Source organism: Sphingomonas sp. BRN-1R, assembly GCF_057748035.1.
Genome location: NZ_CM173236.1, coordinates 4,120,960 through 4,145,710, shown reverse-complemented (window position 1 = coordinate 4,145,710; position 24,751 = coordinate 4,120,960). Strand labels below are relative to the sequence as shown.

28 protein-coding genes are annotated in these 24,751 nt (G+C 68.3%); 2 read left to right on the top strand and 26 right to left on the bottom strand.

The window, feature by feature from the left end; all coding sequences use genetic code 11:
• Positions 1-113 precede the first annotated feature (113 nt).
• The 18 genes from AC3ANX_RS19385 to AC3ANX_RS19300 form a co-directional block, all read right to left on the bottom strand.
• On the bottom strand, positions 114-509 hold the full coding sequence (locus tag AC3ANX_RS19385; RefSeq protein WP_488334853.1) for a flagellar export chaperone FliS: 396 nt from the start codon (positions 507-509) through the stop codon (positions 114-116).
• A complete protein-coding gene (gene fliD / locus AC3ANX_RS19380; RefSeq protein ID WP_488334852.1) occupies positions 509-2,026 on the bottom strand; it encodes a flagellar filament capping protein FliD in 1,518 nt (505 codons plus the stop codon). Before fliD ends, AC3ANX_RS19385 begins: the two co-directional genes overlap by 1 nt.
• 228 nt (positions 2,027-2,254) lie before the next feature.
• On the bottom strand, positions 2,255-3,388 hold the full coding sequence (gene flhB / locus AC3ANX_RS19375; protein ID WP_488334851.1) for a flagellar type III secretion system protein FlhB: 1,134 nt from the start codon (positions 3,386-3,388) through the stop codon (positions 2,255-2,257).
• Complete coding sequence (gene fliR / locus AC3ANX_RS19370) at positions 3,388-4,167, bottom strand: flagellar biosynthetic protein FliR (protein WP_488334850.1); 780 nt, start codon at positions 4,165-4,167, stop codon at positions 3,388-3,390. The genes flhB and fliR overlap by 1 nt, the downstream gene beginning before the upstream one ends.
• The gene (locus tag AC3ANX_RS19365; RefSeq protein WP_488334849.1) at positions 4,164-4,433 is read right to left on the bottom strand and encodes a flagellar biosynthetic protein FliQ; all 270 of its coding nucleotides are present in this window, start codon (positions 4,431-4,433) and stop codon (positions 4,164-4,166) included. Before AC3ANX_RS19365 ends, fliR begins: the two co-directional genes overlap by 4 nt.
• A gap of 4 nt (positions 4,434-4,437) precedes the next feature.
• Positions 4,438-5,304: a flagellar type III secretion system pore protein FliP gene (gene fliP, locus AC3ANX_RS19360; protein ID WP_488334848.1), complete on the bottom strand. Its 867-nt coding sequence runs from the start codon at positions 5,302-5,304 to the stop codon at positions 4,438-4,440.
• The gene (locus AC3ANX_RS19355) at positions 5,301-5,564 is read right to left on the bottom strand and encodes a flagellar biosynthetic protein FliO (protein WP_488334847.1); all 264 of its coding nucleotides are present in this window, start codon (positions 5,562-5,564) and stop codon (positions 5,301-5,303) included. Before AC3ANX_RS19355 ends, fliP begins: the two co-directional genes overlap by 4 nt.
• A gap of 7 nt (positions 5,565-5,571) precedes the next feature.
• Positions 5,572-5,862: a flagellar motor switch protein FliN gene (fliN, locus tag AC3ANX_RS19350; RefSeq protein WP_488334846.1), complete on the bottom strand. Its 291-nt coding sequence runs from the start codon at positions 5,860-5,862 to the stop codon at positions 5,572-5,574.
• The gene (locus tag AC3ANX_RS19345) at positions 5,859-6,806 is read right to left on the bottom strand and encodes a flagellar motor switch protein FliM (RefSeq protein WP_488334845.1); all 948 of its coding nucleotides are present in this window, start codon (positions 6,804-6,806) and stop codon (positions 5,859-5,861) included. Before AC3ANX_RS19345 ends, fliN begins: the two co-directional genes overlap by 4 nt.
• Positions 6,807-6,812: 6 nt before the next feature.
• Positions 6,813-7,415: a flagellar basal body-associated FliL family protein gene (locus tag AC3ANX_RS19340; protein ID WP_488334844.1), complete on the bottom strand. Its 603-nt coding sequence runs from the start codon at positions 7,413-7,415 to the stop codon at positions 6,813-6,815.
• Positions 7,416-7,427: 12 nt separating this feature from the next.
• Entirely contained in the window at positions 7,428-8,540 is a 1,113-nt protein-coding gene (locus AC3ANX_RS19335; RefSeq protein WP_488334843.1) for a flagellar hook-length control protein FliK, read from the bottom strand.
• Positions 8,541-8,582: 42 nt separating this feature from the next.
• Complete coding sequence (locus AC3ANX_RS19330) at positions 8,583-9,008, bottom strand: hypothetical protein (protein ID WP_488334842.1); 426 nt, start codon at positions 9,006-9,008, stop codon at positions 8,583-8,585.
• Positions 9,009-9,096: 88 nt separating this feature from the next.
• Positions 9,097-10,425 (bottom strand): FliI/YscN family ATPase, encoded by a 1,329-nt coding sequence (locus tag AC3ANX_RS19325; protein WP_488337007.1) that lies wholly within the window; start codon positions 10,423-10,425, stop codon positions 9,097-9,099.
• Complete coding sequence (locus AC3ANX_RS19320) at positions 10,425-11,183, bottom strand: FliH/SctL family protein (protein WP_488334841.1); 759 nt, start codon at positions 11,181-11,183, stop codon at positions 10,425-10,427. The genes AC3ANX_RS19325 and AC3ANX_RS19320 overlap by 1 nt, the downstream gene beginning before the upstream one ends.
• Positions 11,176-12,189 carry a flagellar motor switch protein FliG gene (fliG, locus tag AC3ANX_RS19315; protein WP_488334840.1) on the bottom strand — a complete coding sequence of 338 codons (1,014 nt, stop codon included), beginning with the start codon at positions 12,187-12,189 and terminating at the stop codon, positions 11,176-11,178. The genes AC3ANX_RS19320 and fliG overlap by 8 nt, the downstream gene beginning before the upstream one ends.
• Positions 12,186-13,916, bottom strand: a complete 1,731-nt coding sequence (fliF, locus tag AC3ANX_RS19310; RefSeq protein ID WP_488334839.1) for a flagellar basal-body MS-ring/collar protein FliF — start codon at positions 13,914-13,916, stop codon at positions 12,186-12,188. The genes fliG and fliF overlap by 4 nt, the downstream gene beginning before the upstream one ends.
• Positions 13,917-13,919: 3 nt before the next feature.
• Positions 13,920-14,270: a flagellar hook-basal body complex protein FliE gene (gene fliE / locus AC3ANX_RS19305; protein WP_488334838.1), complete on the bottom strand. Its 351-nt coding sequence runs from the start codon at positions 14,268-14,270 to the stop codon at positions 13,920-13,922.
• On the bottom strand, positions 14,267-15,571 hold the full coding sequence (locus AC3ANX_RS19300) for a sigma-54 interaction domain-containing protein (protein WP_488334837.1): 1,305 nt from the start codon (positions 15,569-15,571) through the stop codon (positions 14,267-14,269). Before AC3ANX_RS19300 ends, fliE begins: the two co-directional genes overlap by 4 nt.
• A 298-nt stretch (positions 15,572-15,869) precedes the next feature.
• On the opposite strand from AC3ANX_RS19300, the gene AC3ANX_RS19295 reads away from it, so the two are divergent.
• Together AC3ANX_RS19295 and AC3ANX_RS19290 are read left to right on the top strand one after the other, a co-directional pair.
• Complete coding sequence (locus AC3ANX_RS19295; protein WP_488334836.1) at positions 15,870-16,691, top strand: flagellin N-terminal helical domain-containing protein; 822 nt, start codon at positions 15,870-15,872, stop codon at positions 16,689-16,691.
• Between the two features lie 253 nt (positions 16,692-16,944).
• A complete protein-coding gene (locus tag AC3ANX_RS19290) occupies positions 16,945-17,766 on the top strand; it encodes a flagellin N-terminal helical domain-containing protein (RefSeq protein WP_488334835.1) in 822 nt (273 codons plus the stop codon).
• A gap of 422 nt (positions 17,767-18,188) precedes the next feature.
• On the opposite strand, the gene AC3ANX_RS19285 is transcribed toward AC3ANX_RS19290, so the two are convergent.
• The 8 genes from AC3ANX_RS19285 to AC3ANX_RS19250 form a co-directional block, all read right to left on the bottom strand.
• Positions 18,189-18,935 carry a FliA/WhiG family RNA polymerase sigma factor gene (locus AC3ANX_RS19285; RefSeq protein ID WP_488334834.1) on the bottom strand — a complete coding sequence of 249 codons (747 nt, stop codon included), beginning with the start codon at positions 18,933-18,935 and terminating at the stop codon, positions 18,189-18,191.
• Entirely contained in the window at positions 18,932-21,016 is a 2,085-nt protein-coding gene (gene flhA / locus AC3ANX_RS19280; protein WP_488334833.1) for a flagellar biosynthesis protein FlhA, read from the bottom strand. The genes AC3ANX_RS19285 and flhA overlap by 4 nt, the downstream gene beginning before the upstream one ends.
• A gap of 3 nt (positions 21,017-21,019) precedes the next feature.
• On the bottom strand, positions 21,020-21,874 hold the full coding sequence (locus tag AC3ANX_RS19275) for a lytic transglycosylase domain-containing protein (RefSeq protein WP_488334832.1): 855 nt from the start codon (positions 21,872-21,874) through the stop codon (positions 21,020-21,022).
• 223 nt (positions 21,875-22,097) lie between these two features.
• Positions 22,098-22,415, bottom strand: coding sequence for a flagellar protein FlgN (locus tag AC3ANX_RS19270; RefSeq protein WP_488334831.1), 318 nt, complete (start codon positions 22,413-22,415; stop codon positions 22,098-22,100).
• Entirely contained in the window at positions 22,412-22,693 is a 282-nt protein-coding gene (flgM, locus tag AC3ANX_RS19265) for a flagellar biosynthesis anti-sigma factor FlgM (RefSeq protein WP_488334830.1), read from the bottom strand. Before flgM ends, AC3ANX_RS19270 begins: the two co-directional genes overlap by 4 nt.
• A gap of 61 nt (positions 22,694-22,754) precedes the next feature.
• The gene (locus AC3ANX_RS19260) at positions 22,755-23,276 is read right to left on the bottom strand and encodes a flagella basal body P-ring formation protein FlgA (RefSeq protein ID WP_488334829.1); all 522 of its coding nucleotides are present in this window, start codon (positions 23,274-23,276) and stop codon (positions 22,755-22,757) included.
• Positions 23,276-23,863 (bottom strand): flagellar motor protein MotB, encoded by a 588-nt coding sequence (locus AC3ANX_RS19255; RefSeq protein WP_488334828.1) that lies wholly within the window; start codon positions 23,861-23,863, stop codon positions 23,276-23,278. The genes AC3ANX_RS19260 and AC3ANX_RS19255 overlap by 1 nt, the downstream gene beginning before the upstream one ends.
• Positions 23,860-24,540: a motility protein A gene (locus tag AC3ANX_RS19250; protein ID WP_488334827.1), complete on the bottom strand. Its 681-nt coding sequence runs from the start codon at positions 24,538-24,540 to the stop codon at positions 23,860-23,862. Before AC3ANX_RS19250 ends, AC3ANX_RS19255 begins: the two co-directional genes overlap by 4 nt.
• Between the last annotated feature and the right edge of the window lie 211 nt (positions 24,541-24,751).

Genomic DNA, 24,751 nt, shown 5'->3' with positions numbered 1-24,751 from the left:
TTCGGTTAACGCGCGGGCAACCATGCGCTCATCCCGAGCGAGTCGAGGTACCTGCGCGGCTGGCTTGCCAGCCAGCCGAAGGGCTCGGCACGAACGCCTTGGGAGGGCGGCGCTTACCGCCCCCGCACCGTCCGCCACGCCTCCGCGATTTCCTCCAGCGTATCGGCCACCTGCCGGAACGGCGCGGGATCGAGGCCGATGCTCGCGTCGATGATCGTCTTGCGCGCGCCCGCGTAAACCCGCGCCAGCGTCTTCGCGACGTCGCCGCCCGCGTCGAAGTCGAGCCCTGCCTCCAGCGCGAACAGGATGGCGGTGGCGCGCGTCACCTTCTGGCTGCGCATCTCGAGGTTGCGCGCCTCGACCGCCCACGCGACGCTGCGCAAAGCCCGCACCAGTTCCTCGTAGAGCAATTGCACCAGCGCCGGGCCATCGGCGCCGCCGGCGCGGCCGACGACGTCGATCTGGCGGTACATCGCCTCGGGATCGCGGCCGAATGTCGTCGCGTACATCAGCTGCTGCTCTGTGCGTTCCACGCCGCGATCTGCGCGGTGAGGAAGGTCTGGGTGGATTTGTATGCGGCGACCTTCGAATCCATCGCGGCGAATTGCTGGGTGAGCCGCGTCTTCATCGTCGCCGCGTCGGTGGTGGCCTGCGTCTCGGCATCGGTGACGGTGGCCTTGCTGGCGGTATAGGTCTTGGTGCTGGCGGCGAGGCCGTAGAGGCTGCTCTGCGCGGCGAGCGAGATCGACTGGAACGCGGCGTTGAGGCCGTCGCCGCTCGACAGCACGCCGGTCGAGAACATCGCCTCGACCGCGTCGGGATGGTTGGTCAGCGCGGTGGAGAGCTGTGTCGTGTCGAGCGTCAGCGAGCCGTCGCGGTTGGTGGCGACGCCGAGTTCGGCCAGTGTCGTGGGCGTGCCGGCGGGCTGGTTGCGCAGCATCGGCAGCAAGGTGAGCCCACGCAGCGACTGCCACAGCGCATTCGTGGCGGTGTCGTTCTTGAGCGGGCCGGTGATCGGATCGAGCTGCGTCTTCAGTTCGGTCTGGATCTGGTTGTAGGTGGCGACGAAATCGCTCACCGCCTGCGTGATCGCGGCGGTCGGCTGCGTGCTGCCGAGCGTCACGGGGTTGCCGATCGAAGCCGAGTTGAGGTTGAGCTGCACGCCGTCGATCAGGTCGGACACGGTGTTGCTCGCGCGCTCGACCGCGACGCCGTCGAGCTTCAGTTGCGCATTGCCCGCCGCGCTGGTGATCGTCGTCGCGCTCTGGTCGGTGCCGACGTTGAACTGCTGGAGCGCAGCCGAGTCGCCTGAAACGGTGAAGGCGCTGGCCGCGCCGGTCGCGCCCTTTATGCTGAGCCGCGCGGTGCCGTCGACATCGGTGATGACGCTGGCAGTGACGCCCGTCTTGGCGAGGTTGATCGCCTTGGCGATGCCGTCGAGCGTGTTGTTGCTGCTGTCGATCGTGACGTTGATCGCGGCCGCGCTGCCGGCGGTGAACGCGCTCATCGCACCGTCCGCGACGGTGGCGGTGCCGAGCGTGATGGTGAGCGTGCCGGTGCCGACGGTGGTGGTGCGACTGGCGAACGTCGCGGTGCTGATCGCCGATTGCGCGGTGGCGAGCCGGTCGACCTCGACCGTGGCTGACAGGTTGGCGAGCTTCGCGCCCGACAGCGCGGTCGCGGTCAGCACGGCGCTGTTGGTCGAGGTCGGCTGCGCGGCGAGCGAGCCGCCCTTCACCAGTGCGTCGAGCGAGGAAGCGAAGCCGGTGATGTCGCTCTGCAACTGCGCGATCGAGGAGATCTGCGTGGTGAGCGCGTCTTCCTTGGTCTTGAGCGCGGAGTTCTTGGCGGCGAACGACGCCTGCACCAGCGAATCGACCAAGGCGGCGGTGTCGATCCCCGACCCCGCGCCGAGCGTCTGGACAATCGAGGAGCCGTTGAACGTGCTCGACGTGCTGCTGGTCGAACTCGTCGCGGTCGTGCTCGCCGTGCTGGTCGAGCTGGTGCTGCTCGTCGTCGTGGTCACGCGCTACTCCCGGTGTCGTACACCTTCGTAAACGACCGGGAGCGGGAGATGCTTAGGATCAAATCTCATCCGTTCGTCCCGAGTAGCTGTCGAGTAACCCGCAGGGCGTATCGAGACGGCGTATCGAAGGAAAGGTCGGTCTCGGGGCGATGCCTCGATACGCGCCCTCGATACGGCTACGCCTACTCGGTCGCTACTTGGCATGAACGGGGAGGGGGGACGCTGCCGTCACCCCTGCTTCACGCCGTTCTCGTCGAACCGTGCGCTCGGCGGCACCAGCACGTTTGGCGCGGTCGCGGTGCCGCCGGCAGCTGTGTTGAGGCGGAACACGAACGCCAGGATCGTCGCGATCGCATGGTAGAGGTCGTCGCGCACCTCCTGCCCCTCGCGGCTGGTGTAATAGACCGCACGCGCGACGGAAGGGTATTCGAGCACCGGCACGCGCGCCTCGGCGGCGAGTTCGCGGATCGCCAGCGCGGTGACGCCGCGGCCCTTGGCGACGACCACCGGCACCTGATCCTTGCCGCTGTCGTAGCGCAGCGCCACCGCGAAGTGGGTCGGGTTGGTGAGCACGACATGCGCCTCGCTCACTGCCTTGCGCATGCTGCGCGTCGCCATCTGGTGCTGGCGGGCGCGAAGCGCGTGCTTGGCCTCGGGCGAGCCCTCCGTCTCCTTGTTCTCGTCCTTGATCTCCTGCTTGGACATGCGCAGTTTGCCGAGCAACTGGATGATCTGGATCGGCACGTCGACACCGGCGATCAGCACCAGCCCGAACGCCATCGCGAACAGCACGCCCATGAACGTGCCGCCGAGCGACCCGATCGCAGTGTTGAAATCGGACGACACCAAGGCGAGCGAGGTCGCGCGTACCGACCACAGCATGTACGCGCCGATCGCACCGAGCAGCACGACCTTGAGCAGCGACTTGCCGAGTTCGATCCACCCCTTCGGCCCGAGGATGCGCTTGAGGCCCGAGGCGGGGTTCATCCGCTCGGGCTTGGGTGCAAGCAGGCTGGCGTTGAAGCGCAGCGAGCCGAGCCCTGCCGAACTGGCGACCGCCGCGACGATCGTCATCGCGAACAGCGAGATCAACGCGGGCGCGAGCTGCCAGCCGCTTGCTTCGAGCGGACGCCACGGCTCGAAATCGTCGATATCGGCGCGGCCGAAGGCGAGGCTGGAGGTCATCACCGCCTTGCACGCGCCCACCAGCGAGGGGCCGAACAGCATCAGCCAACCGCAGCCGGCGAGGATGACGAGCGCGGTGGCGAGATCGCGCGAGCGGAGGACGTCGCCTTTCTCGACCGCGTCCTTCTTGCGCTTGGCGGTTGGGGCTTCTGTGCGTTCGCCGGCATCCTCCGCCATCAGCCGAGCACCAACGTCTGCATGGCGCGCAAGGCTTCGTCGATGATGACCTGCATGTAATCGCCCATCGCCGGGAAGCCGATCGCGAGGCTGATGACGCCGACGAGCAGGCTGGTCGGCAGCCCGATCGCGAACAGGTTGAGCGCGGGGGCGGCGCGCGACACCATGCCGACGATCAGGTTGAGGCAGAACAGCAGGAAGGCGACCGGCAACGCCAGCAGCAGCCCGGCGGCGAAGATATAGCCGCCGAAGAACACGATGTTCTCAAGCTGCGCCGGGGTGAGCCAGGCATGGCCCGGCGGCAGCACCGAATAGCTCTTCACCAGCATCTCGACGAGGATGAGGTGGCCGTTCATCGCGAGGAACAGCAGCGTCAGCATCATCGAGAAGAACTGGCCGAGCGCGGGCGTGGAATGGCCGTTCTGCGGATCGATCGCATTGGCGAAGCTGATCCCCATCGACGTGCCGATCAACTCGCTGGCGAGCGTCGGCGCGGCGAACGCGATCTGCAACACGAAGCCGATCGCAAGGCCGACCAGCGCCTCGGCGATGACGGCGAGGATGGTGACGGCGGAAAAGATGTTGGCCGGCGGCGTCACCGGATGCGCGGCCAGCACCAGCACGCCGATCGCGCCCGACAGCGACACGCGCACGATCAGCGGGATCGACACCGCGCTGAACACCGGCGCCGCGATGAACGCCGCGCCGATGCGGATCATCACGAACAGCAGCGCCCAGAGCTGCGGCTCGATCGAAAGGCCGAACCCGAGCTGGCTCATCGCACGAGGTCGGGGATCCGCTCGAAGATGCTGATCGTGAAGTCGCTGATGAGGCCGAGGATCAGCCCGCCGAAGATCGCGATCGACACACCGACCACGATCAGCTTGGGCACGAACGACAGCGTCGCCTCGTTGATCGAGGTCGCCGCCTGGATCATGCCGGTGATGAGGCCGGCGAGCAGCGCCGGCACCAGGATCGGCGCGGAGGCGAGCGCCAGCACCCACATCATCTGGTTGGCGACCGTCAGGAAATAATCTGCGTCCATCGGATCAGCTCACGAACGAATTGGCGAGGCTGCCCATCGTCAGCGCCCAACCGTCGACCAGCACGAACAGCAGCAGCTTGAACGGCAGCGAGATGATCGTCGGCGACAGCATCATCATGCCGAGCGCCATCAGCACGGTCGCGACGACGAGATCGATCACGATGAACGGCAGGAACACGAGGAAGCCGATCTGGAACGCGGTCTTCAATTCGCTGGTGATGAACGAGGGCAGCAGCACCGAGAACGGGATGTCGTTCGCGCTCTGATACGGCCCGCTCTTGGCGATGCCGGCGAACATGGTGATGTCCTTCTTGCGGGTCTGCTTGGCCATGAAGCTGTGCAGCGGCACGGCGGCGCGCTGGATCATCTCGGTCGCGCCGATCTTGCTGGCGGCGTAGGGCTGGATCGCGTTGGTGTTCATGTCGTTGATGACCGGCGCCATCACGAAGAACGACAGGAACATGGCGAGCCCGACCAGCACCTGATTGGGCGGGGTCTGTTGCAGCCCCAGCGCCTGCCGCAGGATCGACAGCACGATCAGGATTCGCGTGAAGCTCGTCATCATCAGCAGGATGCCGGGCAGCACCGTCAGCAGCCCCATGATGATGAGGATCTGCAAGCTCAATGCGAGCGGCGCGTTGCCGCCGCCGAGATCCTTCAGCGCATGATCGACCGCATCGCCAGCGCCCGGCACGGCGGGTGGCGTGACGGCGGGAAGCGTTTGCGCGAACGCGGGATGCGCGACGATCAGCGTGAACACCACGCCGAGCACGACGAGCAGCAGCCGGGCGAGCAAACCGCCCTTGCGCGGCCGTGCCTCGGTCTTGAACAGCGCCGGGCCCTTGCCCTTGCGCGTCACCGTCACGCTCATTTCAGCACGTCCCCGCCGCGATCCACTAGGGTTACGCCGGCACGGCTGACCGAGACGAGCAGCTTGCGGCCCTCGAACTCGAGCACGGCGAGCTTGACGGTGGGGGAGATCATCATCGTCTCCTTGACCGCCAGCATACGGTTGGCGGGCTGACCCGGCATCCGCGATTCGAGCCGCCGCCACAGGTACAGGCAACCGACCATCAGACCGCACACCAGCGGCAACAGGATGACGAGCTTCAGGATGTACGACCACATCATGGCTGGATCAGGCTCGCTTGTCCGGGGAGACCAGCTCGGTCATGCGCACGCCGAAGCGGTCGCCCACCGTCACCACTTCGCCGCGGCCGATCAGCGTGCCGTTGACCAGCACGTCGAGCAGTTCGTTGGCGTGGCGATCGAGCTCGATCACGCTCGATTCGCCGAGTGCGAGCAGTTCGCGCAGCGTCAGGCTGGTCGAGCCGATCTCGACCGTCAGCTTGACGTCGACATCCTGCAACAGCCGGAAATTGCTGGCGATGCTCGCCTCGGCGGCAAAGGCGCCGGTCATGTCGTTCATTGGTCGTCCTCGTGAAATGCGCGAATCGTGTTGAGGCGGATCGCCGCCTTGCCGTTGGAGGTGCCGACCGTGCCGGTGCCGAGCTGGTCGCCGCCAACCATGACGGGCACCTCCGCGCCGACGCTGATCGGGATGACGTCACCGGGCTTGAGGTCCATCAGCACGGCGAGCGAGACCATCGGCTCGGCCAGCACGGAGCGGATCGGGAAGCGCACGTTCATCGCCGCCCGCGTCAGCCCGGCGCGCCAGGTGGGGTCAGGCTCGGCGGTCTTGCCGTGGACCTTGCCCGTCAGCGACGGCGCGAACGGTTTGAGGCCGGACACCGGATAGAGCAGATCGAGGAACACCGGCTTCTCGCGCCCCGCCGCCAACCCGAAGCGCGTGACGACGACCGCATCCTCGCCATCGAAATCGTTGATAAGCGAGGGGTTCGCCTCTGGCTGGCCGGCGGTGAAGTCGATCCGCGCGAGCGGCTCCCACGCGGTGCGCAGCGGCTCGATCAGCATCGTGCCGATCCGCGCAACCAGCGCCTCGGCGGCGGGGGTGAATTCGCCCGGCATATCAGCCGGCGCGGCGCCGGTGCCGCCGAAGAACAGATCGAGCAGTTCGAGCACGAAGCGCCCGTCGAACACGGCGAGCGCCTGCCCGCTGGTGCCCTTGGGCGACGCCATCGCCAGCGGCTGCCACGCGGTCAGCCCGGCACCGCGTTCGGCGCGGTAATCGGTGAAGCGCTGCACCACGAGCGGCTCGGCCCAGGTGCGCAGTTCGCGCCGCAGCAACGGTTCGAACACGCCGCGAAGCCCCCGCGCCAGCCGTGCGGAGAGATGCTGCACCGTATGCAGATCGCCGAACGGATTGAGGTTGGACGAGCCGAGCGCGCCATGATCCGCCGCACGCGATCTGCCGCGCCGCTCGCTAATCAGGGGTGAAGGCTCGTTAACCATGCATCTTCACTGAACAACAAAATTGGTAAAGTAGACGTTACCAATCCCGCCGAATCCCTCTTTTTGCTGCAATGTGTCGTTGATCGCCTTGGCGAGCCGCTTCTGGAGCTGCTGCTTGCCGGCGCTGGTGAACACCTGATCCTCGGTGGTGTCGCCGAGCGCCATCAGGATCGCCGAGCGCACCGCGATCTCGTTGGTCTTGAGATTGGCGATGACGCTGTCGTCATACGGCGTCGATACGGCGAGCCCGACCTGGACGAAATGCACGCTGTCCTGAAGGTTGGAGGTGAACTCCTTGTCCATCGCGTAATAGTTGGAGGCATATTTGTCGCCGCCTTCGCCGGTGGGCGGCGCGTTGCCGGCGGATCCGCCTTCCTTGGCGTCGCCGCTCGCGCTGACGCGCTTCTGTTCGGTCTTGGGCACGAGCTTGGGGCCGGCCGGCTCGGCCTTGCCGGCGGGCACGCCGCCGAAGAAGCCGGCCTTGGCCGCGAACAGTCCGCCCGCCACGCCGCCGCCGACCAGCACCAGCAGGCCGACGCCCATCATCAGCATCTTTATCATGCCGCCCTTCTTCTTGGGCGCTTTCTCGTCCGGCTTCGCGTCACTCATTGGTCAAACTCCTCAGGCGAGGCGGGCGTCGTCGCCCGTCGCTTCGATTGCGGTGGAAACACTGCGGTTGGCGGTGGAGGCAGCCGGCCGGTGCGGTTGGGGCTGCTGCTGCGTGCCGCCGCCGGTGCCGGCATCGACGCTCGTGCCGGCGATCCGCACGCCGCGCGCATCGGCCAGTTCGGCCAGGCGCGGCTGCGCATCGGTCAGCAGGGTGCGCGTGGCGGCATTCTCGGCGGTGAAGTGGACGTGGACCGCGTCGCCATCGCGCCGCACCGCCACGTCGACCGTGCCGAGCGCATCGGGAACGAGGCGAATGCGCGTGTCACTGGCGTCAGCGTCGTCACGCAGCGTCTCGATATGGTCGATCATCTTCTGCAAGCCGGTGTCGCCGCGCAGATCGAGCGGGACGTGACGGGTGTCGGCGGTGGGCTGTACAGCGTTCTGGAGCGCGACTTCGGTCGTCATCGTCGTCGGCTGAAGCACCGGATCCGCGGTCGTCTTCTTGCGCTCGTCACGAACGGCAGGATCAAGGCCGAGCGATGCGATCCCGGCGGAAACCGTCGCGCCGGTCGATGGCGCGGGTTGCGGCTGGACCAGCGCAGGCATCGCGGTAGGGCCGGCGGTCGGGTTGGCGATCTGCCTGGCCGCGTGGAGCAGGTCGGCAAGCGCATTCGGGAGCGTGCTATCGCCGGCCGCCATCTTCGCGGAAGATTTTCCGGTCTGGTCGGCGTCGGTCGCGCCGGACGCGGCTATAGCCGACATCGCAAGCGGATCGGCCGCCGCCACGGTGGGTGCGGCGACCGGCTGTGGCGCGGGCATTGCCGCACGGGCGGCTGGCGCCGGCGGCGCGACCGGCAACAGGCTGGCCGGAAGCCAGAGCAGACGCGGGTCGAGCGTCGCGGGCGCGGCGGGATCGGCAGCGCGATTGGGCAAGGGTTTGCCGTCTTCGGCACCATCTTGCCGATCTTCCGGCAGGGTCGGCGGTTGGGGCGATGCTTCGCCCGTGTCGCCGCCGGCCAGCGCGGCGAGCGTCTGCGCGAAGCCGCCGTCCATATCCGCGCGCGACGCGGCACGGAGGCCCGCGACGTTGGGCGCGCCTTGCGTGACGGATAAAAGTGCGACCATTGATCCCCCGATAGCGTGCGCCCGCAGGCGCTCAGGCGTGGATCAGCAAGGATCGTGCCGAATCTTTCGGGTGGGCGGCGCGGCTTCGAGCGCGCGGATTTCCCGGATCGCAGCCTCGGCCGCGGCGCGCTCGATCAGCTTCTCGATGGCGCTCTGGTCTCGCTTGGCCTCGCGCGTCGCCTCGGCCGCGCGCACCGCCACCGCCTGCGCCGCGCGAACACGGCCCTCCGCGGCCTCGGCCGATTGGTGCAGCCGCTCGCGGAAGTGCGCGGCGGCGACAAGCGACAGGCTGGAGGTCGGCGCCGGATTCGGCGCGGGCGCGACATTGTCGGCAAGGCTGGCGATGCGCGCGCGGAGGTTCGCCTCGCTCGCCACGCGCGCCTGCGCCTGCGCCTCGTCGGCGCGCACCAGTCCGAGTTGCAGCGTGCGGACGCGCAGCAGGCGTTCGAGTTTCTTCTTATCGGCCATCGCGACTCACCCGTTCGTCCCGAGCGAAGTCGAGGGATGGGCCCGGAGCGCAGGTGCCTCGACTTCGCTCGGCACGAACGGAACGAGGTCAGCCTTCACCGAACACACCGGTCAGCTCCATCACCGCATCGGCGAGCGGCACCATCTCGTCCGGGTCCTGCTTCACATATTCCATGATCGCGGGATGCACGGCGAGCGCGGCGTCGATCGCGGGATCGGCGCCGCTGCGATATGCACCCATCAGCACGAGATCGCGATTCTCCTCATAGGTGGCGAGGTGCCGCCGGAGCGTTCGCGCCGCCTGCTGGTGCGGCTTGGGGGTGATGTCGGTCATCACGCGACTGACCGAGGGGCCGATATCGATCGCCGGATACACGCCGCGCTCGGCGAGCGCGCGCGACAGCACGATATGCCCGTCGAGGATCGAGCGTGCGGAGTCGACCACCGGATCGTTGCCGTCGTCGCCATCGGCCAGCACGGTGTAGATCGCAGTGATAGACCCGCCGGTGTTGACGTCGGTGCCGGCGCGCTCGATCAGATTGGGCAGCATCGCGATTGCCGACGGCGGGTAGCCGCGCGCCGACGCCGGCTCGCCGAGCGCGAGGCCGATCTCGCGCCCGGCATGGGCGACGCGCGTGAGGCTGTCCATGATGAGCAGCACCTGCTTGCCCTCGGCGCGAAACGCCTCGGCAATCGCGGTGGCGCGCAACGCCCCCCGGATGCGCAGCACCGGCGAATGGTTGGCGGGCACCGCCACCACCACCGATCGCTTGCGCGCCTCACCTGCGACCTTGGTTTCAAGGAAGTCGGCCACCTCGCGCGAGCGTTCGCCGATCAGCCCGATCACGATCACGTCGGCCTTGGCGGCGCGCACGATCATGCCGAGCAGCACCGACTTGCCGACACCCGATCCCGCCATGATGCCGATGCGCTGACCCTGCCCGACCGTGAGCAAGCCGTTGATCGCACGCACACCGACGTCGAGCGGCTTCAGCACGCGCCCGCGATCGAGCGGGCTTTGCAGCTTGCCGGCGAGCGGCCAGCGCCCCGCGCCGCGAATGGGGCCGAGCCCGTCGATCGGCTTGCCCGCGCCGTCGAGCACCCGCCCGAGCAGCGCCGCGCCGACCTCCGCCTCGCCGGGCTCGCCGACCGGGCGCACCGGCATCTGCGGTAGCAGTGGTGCCGGCCCCCCAAGGTTCATCAGCAGCGTGCGGCCATTGCGGAAACCGATCACCTCGGCCTCGACGCCGGCACCTTTCGTGCCGATCTGGCACACCGTGCCGACCGGCAGCGACAGCCCGACCGCCTCCATCAGCAGACCGTCATAGGATGCGAGCCGCCCCGACACCTTCGGCGCAGGCGCGAAATGGGTGGAGCCGAGCGCATCGAGATAGTCGCCGGTGAAGCGGCCGAGCATCATGCGTGGCCCTCGGGCATGGCGACGCGCTCGATCGTATGGGCAAGCTGTTCGAGCCACAGTTCGGGGCCGTCCTCGACGATGGTCGAAGCCGATTCGAGCACGAAGCTGCCGCGCGCCACGCCTGCATCGCCGACCGCGAACACGGTGGTGGGGAGCTTGCCGTCGAGCAAGGCGACATCCTGCGGGTGGACGCGCAGCATCGCGGATTCGGCCTGATCGCTGAGCAGATCGGTGGCGGCGGCGATCCGCGCGGTAAACCGATCGGGCGCGATGCCGACCTCGCCGACCAGTTGCGTGACGAGGTACAGCACGGTCTGGCGCAACTGGCGCGCCATGCGCTCACGGTCGAGACGCCCACCCTGCAACGCCTCGCCCAGCGCACCGAGCAGCGCCTGATCGCGCGCGGCTGCCGTCTGCGCTTCGGCCAGCGCATCGGCATAGCCCGCCTCATACCCGGCAGCGCGCGCGACCTCGACCGGATCGACGAACACGCTCGGCGCGGCCGGCTCGGCCTCCGGCTCGAACGGGTCCCAGCCTTCGGTCGGGTTGGTGGCCGGGTCGGCGGGGGAGAAGTGGCGCGGGCCGTCGCCATTGGCCGGGGCGGTACGCTCGCCCTGCGCTGCGAACGACACCGGCTGCACCAGCCCGCGCACGTCGGCCGCGGCGAAACCCGGCACGGCGGCGAACGCGCGTTGCAGCGCTTCGCCCAAGGCATCGTGTCGCGCGGCGACGAGGCCGGAGGTGAAACTAGACATAATCGTCCTCGCCTCCGCCCATCTGGATCGTGCCGTCCTTGGCGAGATTGCGCGCGACCTGGATGATGACCTTCTGCGCTTCGAGCACTTCGGACAGCTTCATCGGCCCGCGCGATTCCATCTCGTCGCGGATGCCATCGGCGGCGCGTGCTGACATGCAGCCGAGGAACCGGCCGCGTGCCGCCTCGTCCACGCCCTTCAGCGCGCGGGTGAGCACGTCGCCGTCGATGTTGCGGATCAGCGTGCCGAGGTTCTTATCGTCGAGGTCGAGCAGGTTGTCGAACACGAACATCGCCTCCTCGATCGCCTTGGCGACTTCGCGGTCGATCTTGAACAATTTGGGCATCACGCGCTGTTCGGTCGCCTTGCGCGCCGAGGACATGATCCTGGCCGCCTCCTTGGTGCCACCCAGCGTGACGCCCGCGCTGCCCTGCGTCTTGGCCGAGCGCTTGGCGAGCACGGTGCGCAGCGTATCGACCGCCTCGGGCGTGATCGGCCCCAGCCGGGCGATGCGGTGCATGATGTCGGGCTGCACCGCGTCGGGCAGCAGTTCGAGCACCTGCGCCGCCACGGCGGGATCGAGGTTGGCGATCAGCACGGCGGCGATCTGCGGATGCTCCTTCTCGATCGTCGCGGCGATCTCGCCGGCGTCGAGCCAGTCGAGCAAATCGATCTGGCAGGCATCCTGCGCGGGCACGATCCGCGCCAGCACGCTGTCGGCCTTTTCGCGGCCAAGCGCGCGGGTCATCACCGATTCGATCTTGGGGCGCGGGTCGAAGCCGATCGAGGTGCGCTCGCGCGCCTTGTCGATGAAATCGTCGAGCACGCTCTCGACCTCGGCCTCGCTTACATCAGCGACGGCGAACATCGCCTTGCCGAGCTGGCGCACTTCCTCAGGCTCGAGCTTCTGGAGGATGGCGGCAGCCTCTTCCTCGCCGACCAGCATCATCAGCACCGCGGCGCGCTCGACGCCGGTATAGCTGCGCATCGTGGTCACGGCGTTCATGATTTCGCATCCGCCTTGATCATGTCGCGCACCGCCAGCGCGGCGCGCGCGGGATTGTCGCGGGTGAAGCCGCGCACCATGCCGATGCGGTCGTCGTATTTGACCGCGTTCTGCAGGGCGTCGATCGACACCGGGGCAGGTGGCATCACCACCTGGCCATCTTCATCGACGCCGCCATCGGTGGGCGTGCCATCGGCGCGCATCGCCAGCCGCGCGGCCGGGTCGATCGCCGCGTCGGGCTTCTTGAGGAGCGCCTTGGCGAGCGGGCGCACGCCGAGGAACAGCACCAGCAGCGCGATGACGATCGCGGTGACGTTGCGCGCCACCACCGGCAGCCAGCCGGCATCGTACCACGGCTGTTTGGCGTCGAGCTCGGCCGGTCCGGCGAACTTGCGGCTGATGACGACGACCTGATCGTTGCGGCTCTGATCGAAACCGACCGCAGTGCGCACCAGTTGCGTGATCTGCTGGATCTCCATTGCGGAGCGCGGCTTGGCGCCTTCGGGATCGCGCAGCAGCACCGCCACCGACAGCCGCTTGATGCCGCCGGGCGCGCCGCGCGTGACCGACACTTCCTTGCCGAGATCATAGGCGCGGGCGAACTGATCGCTCTGCTTCATCGCATCGGTGATCGGACCGCCGGGCGTGGTGGCAGCACCGGGCGTGGTCGCGCCGGGCGCGGCACCGGCGGCAGGAGTCGGCTGCGGCTGCGGCACGCTCAGTTGCGAGGCCGGGGGCGGCGTGTTGGAGAGCGCACCGGGAATGCCTCCGGGTGCGGACGTGTCCTTCTGGTTGCCGGTCCACTGGCCCTGTTCGGCGCGCAGCGTGCCGGTCTTGTCATAGCTTTCGCGTGTCGCCTGCGTCTCGTCGAGATCGACGTCGGCCTGAATCTCGGTGGTGAAATTGCCGGCTCCGACCAAGGGCGTGAGCAACTGCATCACCTGCGCGCGGTACTTCTCCTCGACAGTGCGTTGAAACCGCACGCGCTCATCAGTGGCGGCACCGGCGGCGCTCTGGTCGCCCTTGGTGAGCAGGCCACCCATCTGGTCGACGATCGTCACCGCGTCTGGCTTCATCCCCGGCACCGACGAGGCGACGAGGTTGATGATCGACGACACCTGCGCATCGCCGAGCGAGCGACCCGGCTGGAGCTTGACGATCACCGAGGCGGACGGGGCGGCATTGTCCCGCACGAACACGGATGCTTCGGGCATGGCGAGGTGGACGCGCGCTTCGGCGACCGCGTCGATCTCCTGGATCGAGCGCGCCAGTTCGGTCTCGCGCGCCTGCCGCAGCCGTTCGCCTTCCACAGCGCGGGACACGCCCATCGGCAACTGGTCGAGGATCGCGTAACCGCCCGGCGCCGCCTTGGGCAGACCCTGGCCGGCGAGCAGGATGCGCGCGCGCGAATAATCATCCTCGTTGACGGTGAGCGCGCCGGTGCCGCCGTCGATGTGCGATTTGATGTTGGCGGCATCGAGTGCGGCCGTCACCGACGCCTTGTCGGCATCGGGCAGCGACTGGAACAACGTCTTCTGCGTCGGCGTGGCGAGCATCAGCCACGCGAGCGCGGCGGCGACGACGAGGCCGACCAGCATCGCCATCGGCAGGCTGCGCCGCACCGCCGGCTGCGCGAGCAGGCCCTGCATCTGGCGCAGCGGGTTGGCGAAGCGTTCCGGCACCAAGGCCGCAACGGGATTGGGAGTGGGGGTGAGGGCGTTGCTCATGGCTTAGACCGGCATGCTCATGATGTCCTTGTATGCGGACAGGATCTTGTTGCGGACTTGCAAGGTCGCCTCGAAGCCGACCGACGCCTGCTGGCGGGCGAGCATCACCTTGGCGATGTCGACCGTTTCGCCGCGCTCGTAGCTTTCGGTGATCTTGGCGGCGTCGTTCTGCCCCTGGTTGACCGCCTTCAGCGCGTCTTCCATCGTCGACGTGAAGCTCGCCGGCTTGGCTGCGCCGGTGGGGGCGGCGGCGTCAGTCGCGCTGGCGCGGGCGAGCGCCTGATTGCGTTCGAGGATTTGCGCACGCAGCGCCATCACCCGATCGACCCCCATCGGGCCCGAAATCGTGCTCATGCCGACATCACCCGGGCACGCGGCGCAGTGATGTCCTCACCCTGTTCGCGTGCCTTGGCGAGCCGGTAGCGCAAGGTGCGCTCCGAAATGCCGAGCCGCCGTGCGGTCTCGATCCGGCTACCGCCGCATGCGGCGAGCGTGTCGCGAATCGCCTGGAACTCGTGCATCTGGACGATGTTGCCGAGGGTGGCCGGTTGAGCAGGCTGTTCGGGCGTCGCGACCGGCAACGCGATGACCGGCGCGGGCGTAGGCAAGACCGGCGCGCTCGGCCGGTCGAATACGATGTGCTCGGCGGCGATCATGTCGCCGCCGGCGAACAGCAACGCGCGCTGGATCACGTTCTCCAACTCGCGGACGTTGCCCGGCCAGGCATGGTCCATCAGCACCGCGATCGCCGACGCATCGAGCCACGGCACCGTCTTGCGGTTGCCGCCGTGGCGCAGCACGAGCGTGGCGGCGAGCGCGGGGATATCCTGCGGGCGGTCGGCGAGCGGCTTGGTCGAGAGCGGGAACACCGACAGCCGATAGTAGAGATCGGCGCGGAACCGGCCGGCGGCGACTTCATCCTGCAAGTCGCGGTTGGCGCAGGCGATCACGCGCACATCGACCGCGATCGGCTGCGACGCGCCGATCGGCACCACCTCACGCTCCTGAAGCGCGCGCAGCAGCTTGGCCTGAAGTTGGATCGGCATCTCGGCGATCTCGTCGAGCAGCAAAGTGCCGCTGTGCGCCGCGCGGAAGAAGCCTTCGCCGCCCGACGACGCGCCGGTGAACGCGCCCTTCTGGTGGCCGAACAGCATCGCCTCGAGCATTGATTCAGGCAGCGCCGCGCAGTTGATCGCGATGAACGGCTTGTCGCGGCGTTCCGAAGCGAGGTGGATCGTGCGCGCCAGCACTTCCTTGCCGGTGCCGGTCGGCCCGTTGATGAGCACGGTGATGTCCGCCTGCGCGACCCGCTCGGCCAGCGCATAGAGCGCAAGGCTCTCGGGGTCGGCGGCGGTCGGCGCTTCGGCCTCGGCGACCAGCGCGCGGACGAAGGCGTTGCCGACCGCGGCGTCGCTGCTGTCGTACCCGACCCGCGCCGGTGCGCCGTCGCGCGAGGGGATCACGTAGCGGCCGTCCTCGCCCAGGATCACGGTGCGCGCGGGTGCCACGACCGGCTCACCCTCGGCGACGAGGTAGATTTCGCCCGGCTGCGGTTTGCCGCCGGCGGCGGCAACGCTGAACCCCTGCGCGCGCAGCGACGAGACGAGCGTGAATTTCTGCCGGAGCACGGCGGCCGACGGAACGATGGAGCGCATGAACTTCCCCTTTGACGGGGCATGAAATGCGTCAATTCTGGTAAACGAGCGGTTAAGCATATTGCCGCCCGGCAAGATATTTCCGCTGTTTCGCGTTATTTCCGGGCGCGCCCGCGTAGGACGGTTTCCGCCGTTTCGGAGGCGTTCACGCCGAAAAACGGGATCGGCGGCAAGCCCCCGCCGGTTGCCGGCAATTTTTCGCCTAAAGCCCGGCAAGCGTCTGCCGTTTCTCCTCTTGGCAGCTTGGCCCTCCGCATCGGGTGGGGGCGGCGGAGCGGCCATTTGGAGACATCAAGCCATGACCGTTATCGGAACCAACGTCGCAGCCCTTCGCGCTTCGGCCGCCTCGAACTCGGCGTCGAGCATGCTGTCGACCGCGCAGCAGCGCCTGTCGACCGGCAAGCGCATCAACTCGGCACGCGACGACGCCGCCGGCCTCGCCATCGCCACGTCGATGCAGTCGCAGATCACCGGCATGAACCAGGGCATCCGCAACGCCAACGACGGCATTTCGATGGCGCAGACGGCGGAAGGTTCGCTCGACGAAGTCACCAACATGCTCCAGCGCATGCGCGAGCTGAAGGTCCAGTCGTCGAACGGCACCTATTCGGACGGTGACGTCGCCAACATGAAGACCGAGCAGGATGCGCTTGCCGGGCAAATCACCAGCGTGCTGGCGAACACCCAGTTCAATGGCAAGAAGCTGTTCGACGGTTCGGCTGGCACCGACGGCGCGGTGACGATCCAGGCCGGCGCCAATACCGACGACACCGTCACGCTCAACCTCACCAAGCTGACCGACGACACCGATCTCGCCAAGGTCGTCGCGAGCGGTGCGTCGGTGGCGGACGCGACGCTTGACGATTACGACGCGGCGATCTCCAAGATCGGCACGACGCGCGCGAGCCTCGGCGCGACCGAGAACCGGCTGACCTCGGCGGTGAACAACCTCACCACCAACTCGACCAACCTGTCGGACGCGCAGAGCCGCATCCAGGACGCCGACTTTTCGGCCGAATCGACCAACCTCGCCAAGGCGCAAATCCTCAGCCAGGCTTCGACCGCGATGCTCGCGCAGGCGAACCAGTCGACCTCGAACGTGATGACGCTGCTGCGCTAAGCGCCGCGGCCATCTCTTGCCGGCCTGGTTCCGGCACGCATCCCCCCGGGCGTTCCGGGGCCGGCAAGCGGGTTCGCGCCCGCGTATCCGGCGCGACACTCGCGCGAGACCCCGGCGGCACCGCCGCCGGGGTCTTCAGCGGCACGCGCATCTTTTTTGTTTAAGGTGCCTTCCAACCGGTCGTTCCTCCATCCGACGGCTCTGCGCTCCGCCAGGGGGCGGCGGCGAAACGTCGGGCTAATGGAGACACACCATGACTGTTATCGGAAGCAACATCTCCGCGCTGCGCGCGTCGAGCGCCTCGAACTCGGCGTCGATCGCGCTGTCGACCGCGCAGGAGCGCCTGTCGACCGGCAAGCGCATCAACTCCGCGAAGGACGACGCCGCCGGCCTCGCCATCGCCACCTCGATGCAGTCGCAGGTGACGGGCATGAACCAGGGCATCCGCAACGCCAACGACGGTATCTCGATGGCGCAGACCGCGGAAGGTTCGCTCGACGAAGTCACCAACATGCTTCAGCGCATGCGCGAGCTGAAGGTCCAGTCGGCCAACGGCACCTATTCCGACAGCGACATCGCCAACATCAAGGTCGAGCAGGACGCGCTTGCCGGGCAGATCACCAGCGTGCTGGCCAACACCCAGTTCAACGGCAAGAACCTGTTCGACGGCACCGCCGGCACGGACGGCGCGGTGACCATCCAGGCCGGTGCCAACACGTCCGATACGGTCACGCTGTCGCTGCCCAAACTGACCGACGACACCGATCTCGCCAAGGTCGTCGCGAGCGGCGCTTCGGTGGCGGATGCGAGCCTCGACGATTACGACGCAGCGATCTCCAAGGTGGCGACGACGCGCGCGGGTCTGGGCGCGACCGAGAACCGGCTGACCTCGGCGGTGAACAATCTCACCACCAACTCGACCAACCTGTCTGACGCGCAGAGCCGCATCGAGGATGCCGATTTCTCGGCCGAGTCGACCAACCTCGCCAAGGCGCAGATCCTCAGCCAGGCATCGACCGCGATGCTCGCGCAGGCGAACCAGTCGACCCAGGGCGTGATGAAGCTGCTCCAGTAATCGGGCGAAGGCTCCGGCGCCGCCCCCCATTGGGTGTCGGGGCCGACCGGCTTTCGGTTGCGAGAGCGATATGCGAACCCCGGTGGCCGCGAGGCCGCCGGGGTTTGTCGCGTTCGAGGGGGCTGGCACGTCGCCCCGGCGCAGGCCGGGGCCGCTGAGTAGCCTGGCGAGCCGGTCGCGCAGAAACGCGGCGGCCCCGGCCTGCGCCGGGGCGACGATCTAGGGGAAGCGCCTTGCCTTAAAGAGTGGAGGGGCCCTGACCGAACGCAGCGCAGCAAGCACCGCGGTACGATCCTGCCGCCGCCAAACGCACGTCGCCCCGGCGCAGGCCGGGGCCGCTGCGTAGCCTGGCGAACCCGTCGCCCAGAAACACAGCGGGCCCGGCGTGCGCCGGGGCGACGAAGGGCGGCAACGCGCCCGCTTCAAACCTGCCGGGCGAGCGCCTTCTTCAGCCGGTCGTGCGCGGATTTCTTGATCTGGCAGACCCGCGCCGCGCCGACGCCGAGCACCTGGCCGATCTCCTCGAGGTTGAGTTCCTCGACATAATAGAGCTGCACCACCTGCGCCTCGCGTGTCGGCAGTGCGGCGATCGCGCCGACCAAAGCCTTGCGCAGGCCTTCCTCGGCGAGTTGCTCGAACGCATCGGGCTCCTCGCTCGCGAACCACGGGCCTTCGTCCGAATAGACGTCGTCGATCGGTTCGAAGCGCACGGCTTCCGCGGCGGCATAGTCGGTGCGCAGCTTGTCGGGCGCGACGCCGAGCCGTTCGGCGATCGCCGCCTCGGCGGGGGCTTTGCCCAGTTCGGCGGTCATCGTCGCGAGCGTCTGCTGGTAGAGCCGGCGACGTTGCATCGCGCCGCGCGTGAGGGTCGCCTGCCGGCGCAGAGCATCGATCATCGAGCCGCGCACGCGGGTGACGAGATACTGTTCGAACGTCACCGCTCCGCGCTCCTCGAACGCGGCGGCGGCCTCGACCAAAGCGACCAGCCCGATCTGGACGAGATCCTCGACCTCGACCACGCTGCTCATGCTGCCGTGGACGTGCCAGGCGATGCGCCGCACCAGCGGCATGTGCTTGCGCGCCAGCGCCGCGACGTCGCGCGCGCCGTCGCGGGCATAGGTCAGCGGCATCGCGTCGGCGAAAGCGTCACGGAGAGGAAGCGCGCTCATGCCGGCAGCGCTCCGGCTGCGCCGATCACTGCGACGACCTCGACCGATTTTTCCTCGGGCACTTCAAAGAAGCTCATCACCGGCGTGTCGGGCAGGCAGGTGCGCACCAGCTTGCGGATCGCCACGCGGATAGAGGGCTGGACGACCAGCGCGAACGGTTTGGCCTCGTCAATCAGCGGTTGCGCAGCGCGTTGCAGCGCCTCGACGATGCGGCGGCCGAGATCCGGCTCGATCGTGTGGCGGCGCGACGTATCGGCGCGCATCGCCTGACCGAGCAGACCTTCCAATTGCCCCTCCAGCGTCATCACGCGCAGCGGCTCGCGCACGCCGCACAGTTTGGAGATGATGAGCCCGCCGAGTTCGGGACGGATCAGTTCGATGATGTCGTCCGCGTCGAGCGACTTCTGCGCGGCGACCGCGATCGCGGCGGCGATCCGGCGGAATTCGTTCAAGGGGATGTTCTCCGCAAGCAGGCCGCGCAGGACCTGAGTGAGTGTGGTGAGCGGCAGCGGCGTCGGCGACAAAGCCGCGACAAGATTGGCGGCGCGCTCCTTCAGCCCGTCGAGCAGCGCCTGCACATCGTCCGGCCCCAGCAGTTCGGATGCGTGGCTGGCGAGCTGGTGGTTGAGGTGCGTCGCGACGACGGTGCCGGGATCGACGACGAGATAGCCAGCACCTGTGGCGGCATCGGTATCGCCTTGCGCGATCCACACCGCGTCGAGCCCGAACGTCGGATCCTTGGCCTTCTTGCCGCGCAACTCGCCGACCGCTTGCCCCGTATCGAGCGCGAGCATCTCGTCCGGCGAAACGCTGTCCTCGCCGACGACGACACCGCCGACGACGATCCGGTACGTGTAGGGCGCGAGGTTGATATCATCGCGCACGCGCACCTGCGGCACGACGAAGCCGAGATCCTTGGAAAGCTGGCGGCGCACGCCGGTGATCCGCGCCATCAGCGGCGAGCCGCGCCGTTCGTCGGCGAGCGGCACGAGGCCGTAGCCGATATCGAGATTGACCTGCATCGCATCGGTCACCTCGTCCCAGCCGATCCGCGACAGGTCGGCGGGGGCGGCGGGCGGTGCGACTTCGGCGGGCGCGGGGCGGCGCGCGATCTGGCGCAGCTTCCATGCCGAGAACCCGGCGAGCGCGGCAGCGGGTAGGATGACCAGATGCGGCATGCCCGGCAGCACGCCGAGCAGCCCGAGGATGATCGCCACCGGCGTCCACGTCCGTGCCGAGCCGAACTGGCTGCCGATCTGCCCGGCGAGGTCCATGCTCGACTTCACCCGCGTCACGATCGCGGCGGCGGCGATCGACAGCATCAGCGACGGGATCTGCGCAACCAACGCATCGCCGATCGCGAGCAACACGTAATTGTGCGCGGCGTTGGCGATCGTCATGCCGTGGCTGACGGGGCCGAGGATCAGCCCGCCGACGATGTTGGCGGCGAGGATCAGCAGACCGGCGACCGCATCGCCCTTCACGAACTTCGACGAACCGTCCATCGAACCGTAGAAATCGGCCTCGGTCGCCACGTCGATGCGGCGCTGCTTGGCTTCCTCAGGCGTGATGAGGCCGGCGTTCAAGTCGGCGTCGATCGCCATCTGCTTGCCGGGCAACGCATCGAGCGTGAAGCGCGCCGACACTTCCGACACGCGGCCCGCGCCCTTGGTCACTACGATCATGTTGATGATGACGAGGATCGCGAACACGAACAGCCCGACGACGTAATCGCCGCCGATCAGGAAGGTGCCGAACGCCTCGATGACGTGCCCCGCCGCACTCTCGCCCTCATGCCCGTGCACCAGCACGACGCGCGTCGAGGCGACGTTGAGGCTGAGCCGGAACAGCGTGGCGAACAGCAGCACGGTCGGGAAGGCCGAGAAGTCGAGCGGCTTCTGCGCGTTCAAGGCCACCATCAGCACCGCGAGGCTGATCGTGATGTTCATGATGAAGAACACGTCGAGCAGCGCCGACGGGATCGGCACCACCATCAGCACGACCAGCATCAGGATCGCGACGGGCAGCGATGCCTGCCGCGTGAACGACGCGATGCCGCCGGACTTGAGAGCGAGCGCCATCGATCAGCCTCCCAGGCTCGCGAGCATCATATAGGCGAGCCGCGCGGTGTTCGGCGTCGGACGCAGCAGGCTCGCGGTCTCGGTACGGTGGCCGCCGCTCAGCCGGTCGATCGTCGCGCGCGCCCAGCTTGCCGCATCGGCAGTGCTGGTCTCGGACACGCCGGGGATCACGTCGGCACCGTCGCCAAGCTTGGTGGCGGCAAGCTGGAGCGGCGGAACGGCCATGCCGGTCTGCCCGAGCTTGTCGGTGAAGCGCGCATAGATCTGCGCGAGGCTGCGCGGTTGGCCGCTGGAGGTGTAGAACACCGACCGGTTGACGCGCGCGGCGGCGGGGAACAGTGCGGCACCGCTCGCCCCCGGGCTTTGCGCCATCGTGCGCAGGAACGAGCGCGCGCCGCCCAGCCCAAGGAAATGCGCCATATAGAGATCGGTGCCGGTCGCATCGCGGCCAAGCGAGCTTTCGATCGCGGCCTTGTTGTCGCTGGCATGCTCCGCCGCCATCAGCGAGGCGGTCTGCGGATCGTTGCGCAGGTCGAGAATGGCGTGCTTGAGCGCCGGATCGCTCACCGTCATGCGGCCCGCGCTGTTGGTCGAGATCGCGTTGGCGGCCCAGTCGAGCCCGTGTTCCGCGCCGTGCTGCTTGACGACCTTCAGCCAGCTCTGCTCGATGAACTGGTAGAGGCCCGAGGCGCTAGACGTGCCGGCGCGCGCGTTGGCGCGCATGCCGCTTTCGAGCTGGGCCTGACCCATCAGGTAGTTGAAGTCGACGCCGGTCTTCTGGCTCGCGAAGGCGATCGCCGACTGGATCGATCCGGTCGCGCTAGTGCCTGTCGTCGATGTGAGCGGATTGAACGGCATTCTTCCCCGGCTGATGGCCCCTGTATGGGGACATCAAAGCAAGGGACGTGCCAGTTTCTCCACTCACCGTTCGTGCTGAGTAGGGATCGAGTAGGCGAAGCCGTATCGAGAGCCGGTATCGAAGCACAGGTCTCGCGCGGGGCCGGTCCTTCGATACGCTACCTCGATACGCCAACTGCGTTGGCTACTCGGCAGCTACTCAGGACGAACGGTTTCCTTCAAATCAGGCGTACGCCGCCAGACCCACGCCGCGCCGGTAGCCGCCACCGGCATCGCCGGTCAGATTTTGCAGGCGGCGGCGGACATTTGCCGCCATCAGATTGACGTAGATCCGGCAGGTCTCGTTGAGCCGGTTGGCCTCCTCGGCCAGATCGCGCAGCTCGTCGCCGGCGGGGCCGTTGCCGAGCCGGGCGAGTTCCTCGATACCCGCGAGCTTCTCGTTGGTGGCACGCTCCAGCGCGGTGACGTCGTTCGCCTTCAGCGCGGCGATCTCGGCATGGAGCGATTCGATCACGCGGATCAACGCATCGCGGCGGATCATTTCGACGTCCACTCCTGCTTCATCGTCAGCATCCGGTCGGCGATCGCCTCCGGGTCGATGGTGTAACTGCCGTTCTGGATCTGCGCGCGCAAAGCCGCGACGCGCGCGGTGTCGACGGGCGGCCGTCCCGCTGCCTCCGCCGCGATGCCCGAAAGCTGCGGCGCGGCGGCAGACGCATCACCCCGCGCGACCGCCTTGGCCGTCGACGCGATCCGCGTGACCGATGCGACCGGGCGGTCGCCGGGTGACAGGGGTTTGGGACCGATCGACTGAACCACGCGATACACCTCGGGTTTCACACAAGAGGTATAACGGCGGCGCGGCGGAAAGTTTAAGGGTTTATCCTTCCCAGCCGGGCAGCGTCACCTGGCCGGCGGCGACCGCGACGGTCTGCACCGGCACGCGCGTCTCCTCGACCTTGACGAGCAGGCGGCCGCCTTCGGGGGCATCGCCCATCGCGACGCCCTCGCGCGTGATCGAAAAGCCGGGCGAGCCCGCCTCGATCGTGACGGGATCGCCGCGGTGGATGACCGCGACCGCCTTGACCAGCGGCACGCCCGGCGCGCTGCGCGCGGCCGGTGCGGGCGCGGCGGCGGTGACGGGCACGAACAGCCGCCAGTCCGGGCCGCTGCATGTCACCACCACCGCATCATGGCTGTCCGAGCGCCACGCGAGCGACACCATCGGGCAAGCGGCAAGTTTCAGCCGCGCATCGACGTTGGATCTGGCGCCGCCCTCCGCGCCGATCGGGCGACCGGTGAAGGTCGCCACCGCGCGGTCGATGGTGGCGGTGTCCTGGAACGGCGTTGCCGCCAGCGCAGGGCTGGCGGCGAGCAGGAGCGGCAGGAGGAAGTAGCGCATCAGTGTTTCCCCGGGGCGGCAAGGTTGGAAGGGTCGGCGGCATCGTCTTGCCGGTTGCCGGCAAACCCGAGCGTCACCAGCACATTGCGATGCCCGTGGTCGGGCTTGGGCGCGCCGACGATCGTCATGCGCCCGGCCGGCACCGCGCGCGCGGCGGCGATCGCCACCGCGACCGCACGCGCGCGATCGGCGGCGAGAATCGCGCCGCTGCCGCTTGGCCCATCGACATCGGCGGCCGAGCCGTCGACCGCGCCGGTGATGCGGAGTGTCACGCGCGGATCGCGCGCCGCTTCGCGCGCCCATGCGACGAGGCTGGCGGGCGAGGTCGGCAAAGCGGCCGATCCGGGTGCGAAATCGAGCATCGCGGCGGCGGCGAGCGGCATCGGATCGGGCGTCTTGGCGAGGTCAGGCGCGCGGGTGACGCCGAAGCCGGCGCGGATGCCGTCGGCAAGCGCCTTTCGGTCGAGATGCTGCGTCGCCTGGAGGAACACGAAGAAGCCGACCAGCAGCAATGCGAGATCGGCAAGCGTCATCAGCCAGGCCGGGCGGCCGTTCGGGGTCTCGGGAAAATCATCGTCGAGCGTCATGCCGCTTCCACCTCGGCGAGCGGGCGCGCGAAGCTGGCGGCGCGGGGTTGCTCGCGCACCGCGAGCGCGACCAGCGGCGCTTCGAGCCGCAACCGCTCCACCGCCTCCGCGCGCGCCTGCCGGCGCAGCCGCGCGGCGACCGGCGCGGCGAGGAGATTGGTGAGCAACGCGCCGTATAACGTGGCGAGCAGCGCCACCGCCATCGCTGCGCCGATCGCGCTTGCGTCCTGCATCTTCACGAACATCGCGACGAGGCCGATCAGCGTGCCGACCATGCCCATCGCCGGCGCGACCTCGGCCATGCCCGCCCACACGTCGGCGGCGGCGACGTGGCGGTCGATCCGCGCCCGGCGCGCGTGGCGGAGCAATTCCTCGACCTCGGCGGGCGCGCGCCCATCGACGATCGCGGCGATCGCAGCGGCGAGATCGGAGTCGGCGATCACCGACCGATCGAGCGCGACGACGCCGTGGCGCCGCGCGATCCGGCCGAGTGCTGCGATCTGTTCGACCAGCGGCGTGGCATCGAACCGCCGCCGCGCGAGCGTCGGCAGAGCGGCAAGCGCGCGGCCGAGATCGGCAAGCGGCGTGCGCAGCGCGGTGGCGAGTAACGTGCCGCCGCCGACGATCGCGAACGCGGTGGGATCGAGGAACGGGGCGAGGGGGGCGAAGTCGGTCATCGGCGGACGGTGTTGCAAAGGGTGGGCCAGTTCGCACCGATCGTTCGTCCCGAGCAGCTGCCGAGTAGCCGCTTGCGGCATATCGAGGTGGCGTATCGAGGGACAGGCGTGCGCGAACCGTCTGCCTCGATACGCGATCTCGATACGGCTTCGCCTACTCGATCGCTACTCGGCACGAACGGCGAGGGGGCGAGGCGGCAACGCTTGCCGC